Annotated in this window: 7 protein-coding genes; 1 reads left to right on the forward strand and 6 read right to left on the reverse strand. The window is 55.7% G+C overall.

Annotation, left to right across the window (positions count from 1 at the left end; genetic code table 11):
* Positions 1-177 precede the first annotated feature (177 nt).
* Positions 178-3,090, reverse strand: a complete 2,913-nt coding sequence (locus tag KQI65_07825; protein ID MCB2204641.1) for a choice-of-anchor D domain-containing protein — start codon at positions 3,088-3,090, stop codon at positions 178-180.
* Between the two features lie 431 nt (positions 3,091-3,521).
* On the opposite strand from KQI65_07825, the gene KQI65_07830 reads away from it, so the two are divergent.
* Positions 3,522-7,889, forward strand: a complete 4,368-nt coding sequence (locus tag KQI65_07830; GenBank protein ID MCB2204642.1) for a right-handed parallel beta-helix repeat-containing protein — start codon at positions 3,522-3,524, stop codon at positions 7,887-7,889.
* Between the two features lie 117 nt (positions 7,890-8,006).
* On the opposite strand, the gene KQI65_07835 is transcribed toward KQI65_07830, so the two are convergent.
* From KQI65_07835 to KQI65_07855, 5 genes are all read right to left on the reverse strand, one after another.
* Positions 8,007-8,465 (reverse strand): hypothetical protein, encoded by a 459-nt coding sequence (locus tag KQI65_07835; protein MCB2204643.1) that lies wholly within the window; start codon positions 8,463-8,465, stop codon positions 8,007-8,009.
* A 99-nt stretch (positions 8,466-8,564) separates the two neighbouring features.
* Entirely contained in the window at positions 8,565-9,359 is a 795-nt protein-coding gene (locus KQI65_07840) for a T9SS type A sorting domain-containing protein (protein ID MCB2204644.1), read from the reverse strand.
* Positions 9,360-9,419: 60 nt separating this feature from the next.
* Positions 9,420-10,694: a hypothetical protein gene (locus tag KQI65_07845; GenBank protein ID MCB2204645.1), complete on the reverse strand. Its 1,275-nt coding sequence runs from the start codon at positions 10,692-10,694 to the stop codon at positions 9,420-9,422.
* Between the two features lie 417 nt (positions 10,695-11,111).
* Positions 11,112-12,482, reverse strand: a complete 1,371-nt coding sequence (gene glnA, locus KQI65_07850; protein ID MCB2204646.1) for a type I glutamate--ammonia ligase — start codon at positions 12,480-12,482, stop codon at positions 11,112-11,114.
* A 225-nt stretch (positions 12,483-12,707) separates the two neighbouring features.
* Positions 12,708-13,856 carry a hypothetical protein gene (locus tag KQI65_07855; GenBank protein ID MCB2204647.1) on the reverse strand — a complete coding sequence of 383 codons (1,149 nt, stop codon included), beginning with the start codon at positions 13,854-13,856 and terminating at the stop codon, positions 12,708-12,710.
* Positions 13,857-13,876 lie beyond the last annotated feature (20 nt).

A 13,876-nucleotide genomic window follows, 5' to 3' on the forward strand; every position in this document is an offset into this window, starting at 1 on the left:
CTACGGAACTAGCACAACAGAGTCAAGCATCCGAAAAGATCATTGCATGATCGGAATTGAGCATGCCAGGCGGAAGATCCAATCATACCATATCGGAAGCAAGTCCCATAAAACTGGGAAGATAGACAGTGGGACGATGGCTCTCTCCTGCGTTCCATTTTCCTCAGAGTTCTCGCGTTATTTCATCAGCAGCATTCTGCCGAACGCTTCATGACTGCCGACACGCAGGACGTAGAAATAGACGCCGGGCTTGCTGCCGCTGGTGGTCCATCGTACGGTGTGCAGGCCACGCTGCTGCGGGGCGTCGACCAGCGTGACGACCGCCTGTCCGATGACATTGTATATAGTTAGGCGCACAGGTGCCGAAGCTTCGAGGTTGTAACGTATCGTCGTCGATGGACTGAAGGGGTTCGGGTAGTTCTGATACAGCGTGAAGACGCCGGGGAAGGCACGCAATTCATTTACGGCTGAAGCTTCCGTGCCGGTACCGTCGATCAGGATGGTATCAGGCGAGGTGATGGCATTGCTCTCGACAATGAGGAAGCCGCTGACTGGACCAATTGCACTTGGTGCGAAACGAATGGAATCGGTGTACGATGCGCCACTCGGAACTTCAAACTGTTCTTCGTCGGCAGTAAATTCGCCGCTGGTCGAGGTGACGGAGACCACCATCAGGGTCTGCGCGCCGGGATTGCTGATGGTCAGCGCGAGACTTTTTTCCACACCCACTTCCACACTTCCGAAAGAAAGCTGTGCTGGGACGAAGGTGATCTCGGCTCCCATCACACCGTTGCCATCGACAGGGATCGCGTCGGGCGATGACGAAGCGTTGCTCTCGATACTGAATGCAGCACTCACCGGTCCTTCCGCCATCGGAGAAAAGCGCAGTATGAAATCGGCGGATCCCGCCGGCGGGATGTCGCTGATCTGACTTTCCAGAGTGAAGCTCGGATCGCCGGCGGTGAAGGAGGTAATGGTCAGCGTCTCATTCCCGTTGTTCGTGAGTGTTACCGTTGTATCCCTGTATGAACCCACGGGGACGTTGCCGAACGAAATTGCCGCGAGATCGATGCCCAGGCCGCCGGCCGAGACGCCGGTGCCTGAAAGTGGGAGCGTCGTGGGCGAAGTCGGTGCGTTACTCGTAATGGTCAGCTGCCCGGAGAAGGAGCCTTCATTCGGAGGACTGAAGCGCACCGAGTCGACGAAGGACGCACCCGGCGGCAGTATCTGCGAAGCGATGTCCACCGTGAAATCGCTCGAGGAAGGTGAAATGTCGGTAATGCTGAGCGTATCGGAGCCGGGGTTGGAGATGGTCAGTGCAATTACCTTTGTGCTGCCCACGTTCACCTGGCCGAAAGCGAGCGCTGGATGATCCGTTTCGATTCCGGGGAAAGCCAGCGCCTCGCCTGTGAGGGTGATGACATCGGGACTGGTGACGGAATTGCTTTCAATGGTAATCCGTGCGTTGAAGCTCCCCTTGGCCGTCGGTTCAAAGCGGAGTTCGGCAGAGACATCCGCGCCCGGAGCAATGGTGCTGCTGGCTGCTGCCATGCTGAACTGCGGGTCGTCGGAGGTGACGGACGCAATGCTTACATCTTCTCCGCCGATGTTCGACAGGGTGATGGTTTTCGTCGCGGACTTGTTTACCACGACACTTCCAAAACTGATGGTATTGTCTGAGAGACGGAGTATGGGCGGTTCTTCCGGGAACGAGCCATCTGCCAGGATACGCGAGGCATAGATTTCCGAATTCGAGAAGGAGGGACGGTAATCCTCCCACGCTGCGATCGCGCCGTTCGCACCATCGCTGATCATTTGCGGGAACTGCTTCCCGTTGTCTGCGATGCAGACGGGCGCACCCGCATCCTCCCACTGCTGCAGGCCGTCGGGCGACAGGCGCTGTGCGTAGATGTCGCTGTTCAGCGCACCGCGGGTTTTGTCTTCCCACGCGACAATCATGCCTCCGTCCCCATCCGGGATGACGAACGGGGTCACCTGGGCGCCGGAGCGACCGGAGAGTCGCACGCCGTCCGCAGTCCAGATTTTGTTGCCATCCCTGTCGATCATCTGTGCATACACTGCTTCCGTGGCGCCTCTCCCGTCTGACCAAGTGAGACCGAACATATCGTCTCCGAGCGCCGCTGCGTGCTGGTACGATTGTCCGCCCGACGTCGATACGACGCGCTGAGAGCTGGTCGGTCCATTGGCATCGAGGGTGACAGCGTAGAGGACGGGTGTGGAACCACCTCCCCAGTCCGTATACGCCAGCAGGGCGTTCCCGTCGGCATCAGAGGTGAGAAAAGGAGAATCCTGATTCCCGCTTCCGTTCGCGATGGCTTCGCCGTTGCCGGCCCAGAGCAGTGCGCCGTTTTCGTCCACATGCTGCGCGTACACGTCATATTCGGGACGCGGGAAATACGCCCAGGCGACATACGCGCCGCCATTGCCGTCGCTCGCGATGCATGGAGCGTTGGAGAAACGTAGGCTGCCGGACAGCAGGGCATCAGAGTTCCAGAGGATGTTGCCATCGGCATCAAGTCGCTGCGCATAAATCCTGCTCGTCGGAGGCCAGCCACCGGTCGCGCCGTTCCATGTGATGATAATTCCGCCACTGCCGTCGGAGGCGATTTTCGGGTCGGATTGATTTGTCGTGTCGAAGGTGATCCGCACGCCGTCTTTCGTCCACAGCATATTCCCGGAGGAATCGACGCGCTGGGCATAAATGTCGTTATCCCCATTACGGGTGTCGGTCCATGCGATAATCGCACCACCCTCACCGTCCGACACCATATCCGGTTTCGACTGGGAATGCAATGCCGTACTGACACCATTCCCGTTCACGGTCCATCGCACGTAGCCGTCCGCATCAATGCGCTGGGCGTAAATATCGAACTCGCTGCCTGAGCGCTGATCATGCCAGCAGATGATGGCACCATTGCGTCCGTCGGAAATGATGCGCGGAGCATTCTGATTACTCCCTTCCTGGCAGATCACGTTGTTCAGCGAAGGATCGGATTTCCACTGTGCCTGCGTGGACATGAAAGGGAGGAGCAGGAGGAGGAACAGCAGTTGTGACTTCCTGGATATCATGGCATCTCCTGAGAATGGGACTATCGTGGATGGAACTCCTCGTATGACGGCCAATGCGGCGTGCCCGGCCATGTGACGTTTATCGGATCAGGGTGATCAGACCCGATGCCGTACTCATAGCCGTGATCAGTCTGAGAGAATCTTGATGTTCAGGCAGGAAAACTACGGAAGAACGACACAAGAGTCAAACATCCGAATACTTTGGGAAATTGCCAGCCACCTCCTGGCTGCAGAATCGCCAAAATCCAATTTGCAGTTGCATTATTCCGTAAAGTGTGTATACTGTACAATATTACATTAATTCTGAGCATAAAATGTGGACAAACAGCTCCAGTTTGTCCATTACAGTCTGTCCGTACGCACAGTTGACATAACGTCAACTTTTCGGATATATCAAATACTCATCTACCACTCATCCACGAGGTGGCAATATGATCAGAATTCCTACCGGGGCAAGAGGACTGTCAGCAGCTGTCTTTCTGACAGCGGCACTCCTGTTCACGCTCTTATTCACCCCGCAGATAGCACGGGCACAGGGAACGTATTCTCTGTCTACCGTCAGCAGCAACAATGGACAGCAGATGATCTCTTTCGAGGTCACGGCGTACAAATCGGTGCGGTTGTACCGCTTCTGGTGCGAGTTCGACGTCGGCACCGGTACCGCGGAAATATGGGCGCATCCCAACGGTGTGTCTACCACCAACACAGGATGGATTTACCTCGGAGCCGGGAACTACACGTCGACGAATGCGACCAGTCCGACGGAAATTCCGGTCACCCTGGATTTCCCCATGAATGCGAATGAAACCTGGGGCTTCCTGATTTTCCGCCAGGGAAGCACAGGCATCAACTATCGCAGTGGTGCCACGCCCTACGTCTTCAGCAACTCGGATATCTCCATCGATACGGAGTTCTACGGCGGATCCGGAACGACGAATCCAACAGCGGGAACGACGAATCTGAGTTTCAGCTTCTATCCCCGGCAGTACTGCGGAACGGTGTATTATGACCTCGCTTCGTCGGTTCCGTACGATGCGGGTATTACCGCGGTGCTTTCGCCCAGCAGTTTCTGCGGGGGCGTGGAGCCGGTACGGTTCGAACTGTCGAACTTCGGTACCCAGCAGCTCACTTCGGCGACGATAAACTGGACGGTGAACAACGTTCCGCAGACACCGTTCAGCTGGACGGGACTGCTTGATACGGCTGGCGGTGCTGGTGCGACCTCAGCAGCCGTCACTGTTGGGACATACAATTTCGCGGCAAACACCCCGTACACGATCCGGGCCTGGCCGACAAGCCCCAATTCCCAACCAGACACGATCAACTATAATGACACCACCGAGGTGACAGTGCAGTCCGGCATGTCCGGCACCTATACCATCGGTGGTGCGTCACCCGACTTCGCAACGTTTACCGATGCCGTCGACGCTCTGAAGACAGCCGGACTCTGTGGAGCAGTCGTCTTCAACGTTGCGGCAGGGACATACACGGAGGAAATAGAGATACCTGAAATTGCGGGGGCAAGCCCGACATGGACGGTGACGTTCGACGGAGGGACCGGGAACGCGTCCACCAGGATCATAGAATACTCTCATACCGCGGACGGTGCTGTCATCATGCTCAACGGGGCGGATTATCTTCGCTTCAAAAACCTGACAATGAAAGCCACCGGGTCACAGGATGGGACGGCGCTGTGGTTCACCGATGACGCCGATTACAACATCGTCGAAGATTGTATTCTCGAGGCATCGACGAGCGCGACCTCAAGCGACGCCATACCCCTGGTAGGCAGCGGCTCAACGACCTCCAGTACATCGAGCGGAAATACCGGCAGCTTCAATCTCATTCAGAACAACCAGATCCGCGGCGGCTACTATGGTATCTACTGGCGCGGGTCCGGCAGCACAGACACGACGGACAACAAGGCAAACGTTTTCCTCAACAACGTTGTCAGCGACTGGTATTACTACGGCTTCTACAACTACTACTCGAGCTATCTCGATGTAGAGGGCAATGAGTTCTGGCACCGCTCCGGCGGGACGACCAGCGCCTACGGCATGTATGTGTACTATGCGAACATGGGTCCCCGCATCATCGGAAACCAGGTGCAGGGCATGGCCTATGGCTTCCGGCTGTATTACTGTAATTATGCGCACGGGACCTACTCCCTGACGGAGCCGAGAGCGAAGGTGTACAACAACATGTTCATCCAGGGGGATCAGGGTTCGAGCACACGCTACGGCGCGTACATCTACAACCCGCGCTATCTCGATTTCTGGCACAACAATATCATGCTCAACAGTACCAGCTCGAGTACGCGGGGCATTTATCTCAGTACCTCGACGTCGTATCCCGATGTCGACATTCGCAACAACATGATCGCTTCTGCGAATGCGTCCTCTTCGGCGTATATGCTGTATATCACCGAGATGGGCGTGATTACGGGGTTGGACTACAACCTGTACTATTCGCCCGCAGGCGAGACGTCGACGATGTTCTACCTGGACGGATCTACCTACGACTGGAACACGCTTCCCAAAACCACGTGGGACGCGCATTCAGTCTGGGGCAACCCGTATTTCGAAGACGACCTGACGAACCTGCACAGCCGTTCCCCGTCAGGGTATCTCAAGGGTATTGGCATTCCTGAGGTCGGCATTGATTACGACGGGGATGCTCGCAATCTCGCAACCCCCTGCATCGGCGCAGACGAGTACCAGCAGCCACCGGACGAGTACGACGCGGCGGTGCTGAAAACGTGGGTTTCGTATGCCCCGAACGTATGGACGCGCCACGAGGGCAGTGCGACGCATACGATCAGTGCATTGATCGAGAACGTCGGACTGGTGGATGATCCCGCCACAATACAGATCGGCATTTCCGACGCGCCGATGAACAACATCGGCGATGCGCAGCTCGTGGAGACCTTCTCGCCGAACTGGGATGCGACCCACCGCGCGGTGGTGCAGTTCAGTAATCCGCTTACCGGACTGACGGCCACGCCGAACGGTATGCTCTATACAAGGATTTTCCTCCCGAACGAGCAGAATCCCTCAAACGACCAGTACCTCGAACAGCATCCCGTGCACACGACAAAGGTCTACGGGTATGAGGACTTCTATGGTTTCGAGGACGGCACGAAGTTCACCCTGGCGGACGGTTACCTTGACATTCCGGGATGGACGACGGTAGACAACAATGGCGGCGATGCGCCCGAGTTCATGAGCGAAATGTACATGATGACGGGCAGTAGCAATGCTGCGGACGAGTGGCTGATTACACCGGGAGCGCCGATACTCGGTGCGTACAGTTACCGTGTCGGTTTCAGTTTCGACAACTACACGAACGTACCGGTGACAATCGAAGTAGCCTATGGCATGTCGCCGTCGCCCAATGCAATGACGACATTCGCCACGTTCTCAAATGTCGGAATGGGCAGCTTCACCGCGAAGCAGCTCTGGCAGATGACCGGACAGGCTGGCGACCCGTACTTCAACACGCAGGCAGGTCAGGATGGCGTGTACTACATCGGTATCCACGTCATGACGTCCGCGACCGGCTATCAGTGGTCCCTCGACAACATCAAGTTCGACGACAATCCGACGCCGCCGCCCAGGATCGCCTACGGTCTGCCCGGCGACCCGATACTCGACTTCATCGATACCGAGGATCCGCCGATCGAGATCATGGCGAACTACAAGCAGCCGGGTCTGATCAACCGCATCTACCAGGTGGCTTCGAGCACGAACATTTACGGCCCGAACGGAGACTTCCTCTGGGCGGTGGAAACGAAAGACCCGTGGATGACCGTGACGACGGAGCAGCCGGATCCGACCCTGCAGGGTTATAACTTCCTGCCACCCCGGCCGCGTCAGTTCCAGAACTTCACGCTGACCATCGATCCATCAGGACTCGCGCCGGGGGTCCACAAGGGAACGCTCGTGTTCTACGGCATCCTGTTCAATGACGACTTCCCGCCGCCGAGCCAGGGACTCGTTGCGCTCAACGAGCCACTGCGGGTACCTGTGGAGCTGCGGATCATAGACACGGGAACAAAGGGCACGAAGTCGGTGCTGTCTCAGACGGTCTGTCCGATGAGTGTTGCCGGCAGTCCCTACAGGTTCCGCGATCCCCAGACCAACGATCCCATCGCGACTGTCTGGGTCCGCAGCGGCAGCCTGAAATGCATGACGATACGTGCCTACCCGGCGCAGCTCCCGCAGAACCTCGAGCGGAAGCGTTACGTACGCCGGTACTGGCAGGTGGATTATGACGGCACGGGCTGGAAGGTGGACATCGACTTCCCGTATGCGGATTCCGAAGCCTGGATGATTCTCGACCGCAATCAGCTGCGCGGCATACGTCAGCCCGCACCGCTGAGCGCGTGGGAGGATCCGATCTTCGGCACCACGTCCGTATCGGATCCAATGCTGGCAACGGTTCGGGTCCACGGCCTGACAGAGCTGAACATCGGAGGAAACCTCGCATTGGCACATCCCTACGTGCTGGACCGTTCGTCCGAAGGACCTCTCCCCACGGCCTTCGGTCTGCTGGAGAACTACCCGAATCCATTCAATCCCTCGACACGCATCACGTATGCGATGAAAGAGGATCGTCACGTGCGCATCACGGTGTACAACCAGCTCGGTATCGAAGTGGCACAGCTGGTGGACGGCGTCATGCCCGCGGGTCGTCATGAAGTGGACTTCGACGCCTCCGGCCTGGCCACCGGCACATACATCTGCCGCATGATCACCGGCGACTTCGTTCAGACGATGCGAATGACGCTGACAAAGTAATCGCGATCACACATATTCAATCCTGACATTCAAAAACGCCCCGTTCACATACCGTGAGCGGGGCGTTTTGATAATACCTTCGTCCGCCCTTCATCGACTTCAAAACCATGAAAAATCCTAGAGCTTACTGCCTTTGACCAGGAATGTCCCAACAGCATTGTTCTCCTGATCACGCTGGATGTACTCATCTGAATGAAATGAGGTACGGGATGAATTAAAGTGGAACATGGTCGCGTTTGTCCGATCCGACCCGAATGCTTTCTGAACAAGTTGGATAGTGCCTGAGAATAGGGTGTCATTTACGGCGTCACCAGTGATGACCATCTCAAAATACACGTTGTGATCGCTGACCACCCAGGTCGTATCTGTTTGAATGATGAATGAGGACTGCTGAAATATTGCATTACCTGTGCTGGTCGCTGCCCATGACGTTGGAGACGTTCCGATTTGTACGAAGGTAATCGACCAGGCTCCGCTAAGATCTGGAGATATGGGATCGTCATCTTTGTCGCAGCCGATCCCCAGTACCAGCAAGGCAACGAATGTAAAAAACAGTTGGTGTGAGTAAATCGTCACTGGTTTTCCTGCTCCTGATGAGACCCAACATCGCATTGACGCATAACATCAGATACAAAGTGACACTTTTAATGGGAGAATCTCCGTATTGCGTTCAGCTTAAAAGCTGTTCGGATTGTTTATCACCAGCATCTTCCTTGTCTCAACACCAGTAGTCGTCCTGAGTACAGAGAAGTATATCCCAGTTCTCAGTCCAGCAGCATTGAATGGAACCGATTGCAACCCGGTTGCCCGGATGCCATCCACCAGCACAGCAACCTCACGTCCCAACACGTCACAGACGCTCAGCCGAACGTGATCATTCCGTGACAACGTGAAAGGGATGGTCGTGCTTGCGGTCACGGGATTGGGGTAGTTCTGGGCGAGGTGGAAGAGGGTGGGGGAGGTGTGTGTGTCCTCGATCCATGTCACACCGCCGGTTGTTGTTCTGAGGATTGTGCCGTTTTCACCAACCACAGTTCCGGTAAAATCGTTTGAAAAGATGACTCTGTTGAGTGTGTGCGAAGTCCAACTTCTCTGTTTTTCCCATGTGGAACCACCGTCTGTTGTCCGCACTATGGTGCCGTGCGTTCCGACCGCTGTTGCGGAGTGGTCGTTCGAATACGCAATGTCCAATAACGATTCTGACGTTCCGCTTGATCGCTCCTCCCAATGATACCCTCCATCGGTCGTCAGCAGTACCATACCATCCGTCCCAGTAATAATTCCAGTGGTTGGGTTGAAGAAATCGACACCCGCAAGCGAGGATGTCGTAGGGCTTTCAAGCTTTTCCCATGTTACCCCAGCATCGGAGGTATGCATTATGAGACCATCGTGCCCAACCGCGATTCCATTTACGTTGTTGCTGAAGTCCACGTCAACCAGTGAGACATTGTAGCCATCATGTGCGAGCACCCAATTCACCCCTCCGTCTGTCGTTCGCAGTATCTGTCCGGGATAAGCTTTTGCGATTACTCATGTTGAGGAATCGAGAAAAGCTACTCGGTCATAAAATCCCGTTTCCACACCACACTCGCGACGTGCCCAGTTCTTTCCACCGTCACTCGTTTGCAGGATTGTACCTCCAGTTCCCACGATGATTGCATAGCTGGAGCTGAAAGCACACACATTCCCAAGTAAATACCCAGTACCGCTCGTGCCTGTTTGCCAGACTTGTCCACCGTTGCTGGTGTACAGCGAGGTCCCATGAGAGCCCACGGCGATGCCATGTTGAGGATCCCAGAAGTCCACATCATAGAGTGTGTTTGTCGTCCCTCCGGCATGCGCTGTCCATGTTTTCCCGCCATCATCTGTGCGATGCGTGGCACCGCCTGCGCCTACCAAGATTCCAATTGAATCCGAGATGGTCGCAATATTGAGCAGGGAAGCACCAGTTTGCAGTTGCTGAGGAGACCAGTTCCTACCTGCGTCTGTCGTCATTGCTACAATGCCTCCAGTGCCGATAGCCGTTCCCATGTTATTGTTGAAATATTGCACGTCGAGCAAATAGCATGACGAAGGGAGATCATTGTCGACAGACACCCAACTCGTTCCTCCATCGGTCGAACGATAAATATTGCGAAAGGCACCAACAATAGTTCCCGTGTCGGCATCTGCAAAATCGATTCCGTAGAATGGAACACTGGGCGAAGCTTCCGATTCAATTCTTTGCCAGTCGCCTCCACCATTCGTCGTCCTGAGGATAGTACCTCCGAATCCCACGGCTACACCAATTTTTGGGTCGATGAAGCAGACATCCGTGAGGCGAGCATCTGTGCCACTGTCCTGCTCCCGCCAGTTAACTCCGCCGTCAGTCGTCGAAAAAATCACACCGCTGTCCCCGACGGCAGTACCGACCATCTGGTTGACGAAGTAAATGGATCGGAGTGTGTTCTGGATACCAATGTTCTGGTAATTCCACGAATTCCCACCGTCCGAAGAGTGGAAGATTGTTCCCTTCTCGCCGACGATCATAGCATGATTATTATCAACGGTGCAGATGTCGTTAAGTTGGAGTGAGCTACCACTTGACAAGAATTCCCAATGCTCACCACCATCGGTCGTTCTTAAAATTGATCCACTTTCGCCAACCGCAAACACGTAGTCCTCGTTGACAAACGAAACCGCATGGAGTGTATTTCCCTGTGGAAGCGGATTCTGCCAGAACCAACCCGACTGAGCTTGGCAGAGAATGGGGGAGAGGAGTAGAAGCAGAAACGGAAGTGCGGTTCGAAGTGCGTGTGTTCTCAAGATGTTGCCTCCTCCTTCAGGTGCGCTGGTGATCTGCAGAATCTGTTCCATCTCCATCAACAAGAACACCGCATCTTACGAATGGTTACGACCACGTTCAAGTGATCAAACATCCATCTCGATCATGTCCAGCCAATCCGTGGCGGCGTAGAGTCCCGTCAAGTTGATGTCCGGATGCCGGAGGGTGGACTGAAGCTCAGAGAGGGGGAGAGTGCGCTTCAGAGCAGTGCAGGGGAGAGTGCCTCCAGAAACGAACGAGACCAGACGTTTCCATCTGGTCTCGTGATAATCTTTACTCAGAAAACGGTAGAAAAACGGTAAACTAAAGGCTGTTTCTGAGATTCTGTTGATTTTTTGAATGCCTGTAAGTGACAGTAGATGTTTGTGTTACAGCATATCAAGTGCGCCTTTTAGACCTTACCGATGAAAATACATTTTGTACTCGAACGGGTGCGGCATGGTTGAGATGGCGTGGACTTCCTCGCGCTTGGTTTTGAGCCACTGGCTGATGAGGGAGGCGGGGAAGACGCCGTCGCGCTGCAGGAAGTCGTTGTCGGCTTCGAGGGCGTCGAGGGCTTCGGCCAGGTTGCGGGGGAGGAAGTGCAGGTCTTTGGCGTCAAAGACGTTTTCGTCGTAGGGACCGAAGCCTTCCTTGCGGGGATCGATTTTGTTGACGATGCCGTCGATGCCGGCCATGAGCATGGCGGCCAGCATGAGGTAAGGGTTGGCGGTGGCGTCGGAGGGACGGTATTCCAGCCGCGTTTCCTGCTCGTCATAAACATATCGCGGGATTCGCACGCAGCTCGAGCGGTTCGCCTGGCTGTAGGTCAGCGCGACAGGGGCTTCGAAACCCGGCACGAGGCGCTTGAAGCTGTTGGTGCTCGGATTGGTGAAGGCTGCGAGTGCAGGGGCATGTTTGAGCAGTCCGCCGATGTAGTACAATCCCAGCTCGCCGAAGTTGGCGTACTGACCTTTCTCAAAGAAGATGTTCTGTCCACCCTTCGTCAGGTACTGGTGCACATGCAGTCCGCTGCCCGCCTGCTGATACATGGGCTTGGGCATGAAGGTGACTTCGAGTCCCTGCTCGTCAGCCTGGCTGAAGAGTATGTACTTCGCCAGCATGATGCTGTCTGCAGTTTGCAGCAGCGGCTGGAACAGCATCTCGATTTCCTGCTGTCCGCGCTCGCCGACTTCATGATGATGATACTTGATGGGAATGCCAGCCTGCTCGAGCAGTCGGCAGCTCTCGTCACGATAGTCGTCGTAGAGGTCGAAGGGACTGCACGCGTGATAGGCGTTCTGGAAAAACTCTTCCTCATGATCGACCTTGTAGTAGGAGGCCGAAGTACGCGTGTCGAATTCGACGTTGGAAAAGATGTAGTACTCGAGTTCGGGACCCCAGTGCGTTTCGTCGGCGATGTCCAGCTTTCGCAGCAGCTCCTCAGCCTGACGCGCAACCCAGCGCACGTCCTGCGGGAAACGCGAGCGCTGCTCGTCGGTCAGGTATACGTTGGTGAAGCAGGTGAGGGTGGGACGATCCCTGAACAGGTCGATCTGCACGGTGCTCAGATCGGGTTTCTGCACCATGTCGCTGCTTTCGACTTTCGCGAAGCCGAAGCTGGAGCCGTCGAAGCCGACTCCCTGCGTCATCAGCTTGTCAATGGTATTCTCACGCACCGGAAGGGTGATGTGATGCAGGCGGCCTACAAGATCAAGGGTCTTGAGGTCGATGAATTCAATGTGATGCTCTTTGATGAGATCCTGTACGCGTTTGATGTCTTCAGTCATGCACGCTCCGCTCTTCATATTGCAAAACAGCGTTCGGCCCGTTGCGGCCAAAGGGATATTAAACTACGCAATAGAAGGTTGATTCCCAAGCCCGGGAGGGGAAATGCGAACGCCCGTCGCGAGGGACGGGCGTCGGCGAAAGGAGTTATCGGGACTGTGAGAAATGCGTGAGTACCTGCGAGAGCTGCGTGAGTGCCTGGGAGAGCTGCGTGAGTGCTTGGGCGGTTACACGACCCATGCACCGTCACGCATGATGACTTCCTCGCGTCCGTCAGGATAGTACAGACGCACCTCGCGGGCAACGATATCCGGCTGCAGGGAATCGACGTACACGCGGTCGATGTGCACGACTTTCTTCGGGTCGTTGAAGGATTTCGGGGAAATGATACCGCCGAAATGCTCGCTGCGTCCAAACGCCACGTGCATGCCCAGCTTCTCGTCCATCAGCAGACTACCCACGGCCGTGCAACCGAAATCCGCCAGAACGCCATGCCCGAGTTCCGCGATGTTGCCGTATGCCGGCTCGTCCGCGAGATAGGCTTTTTCCTTTTCGCTGGCTTCGCCTTCGGTGAGAATCTCGATGGCGCGGTTTTCCACAACTTTGTACACGACGATTTCATCGCCGAACTGCACGGGGATTTCTCCGTTCGTACCGCTCTTATCTCCGTCGATTTCACCCTCGTACGGTACGATATAGGTTTCGCCGGAGGGAAGGTTGCCGACGATCTTGTCGTCGTGGAACATGCCCGAACTGGGGGTCGCCGTACGGTGCCGGAGGTCACAGTCCAGCACATATTCCTTCCCGCGTGCATCGAAGGTGATCGTTTCGCGCACGGCCTCGTCGAGCCGATTCTTGATGCTCATGATGCGCTCATGCACCTTCCCGTAATCGAGACTGAGTGCCGGCAGCATTTCAAGGATGAAGCCCGGCATCGTAGTGCCACGGAAGTCATACTGCTTCGCCAGCATCTTGCACGGAGCGGTAGCGGAAAATTCCGTCGGCGCGATAATGAGATCCGTTTCCGTCATCACATCCGCCAGGGGTACCGCCATCCCGTCTTTCGTGAGCTCGGCAGCAGTCAGATCGCCCGGATTGCCACCCCAGTGGTACAGCGTGTCCGGCAGATCGTTGTTGTTGCTCCCCACATTGGGATAGTAGTAAATCTCGAGGCGTTCGAGTCCGAGGTCATGCTTGAATGCGATCGAACGCATCCACCAGTTGTACGCCATCACGCGGCGATCACGCCACTGCGTATGATCCGGCACGTCGTCGTCCGGCACATCCACGATAATCGTCATCACCTTGTCGCTCTCGCGCGGTTTGAACACGGTGAGGAATAGCTGTTTCAGTTCTTCAGTGGAAAGCTCTTTCATGACGCTGCCATAATCAGTTG

It is taken from the genome of bacterium, assembly GCA_020444325.1.
Classification (GTDB): Bacteria; Bacteroidota; Ignavibacteria; order SZUA-365; family SZUA-365; genus BM516.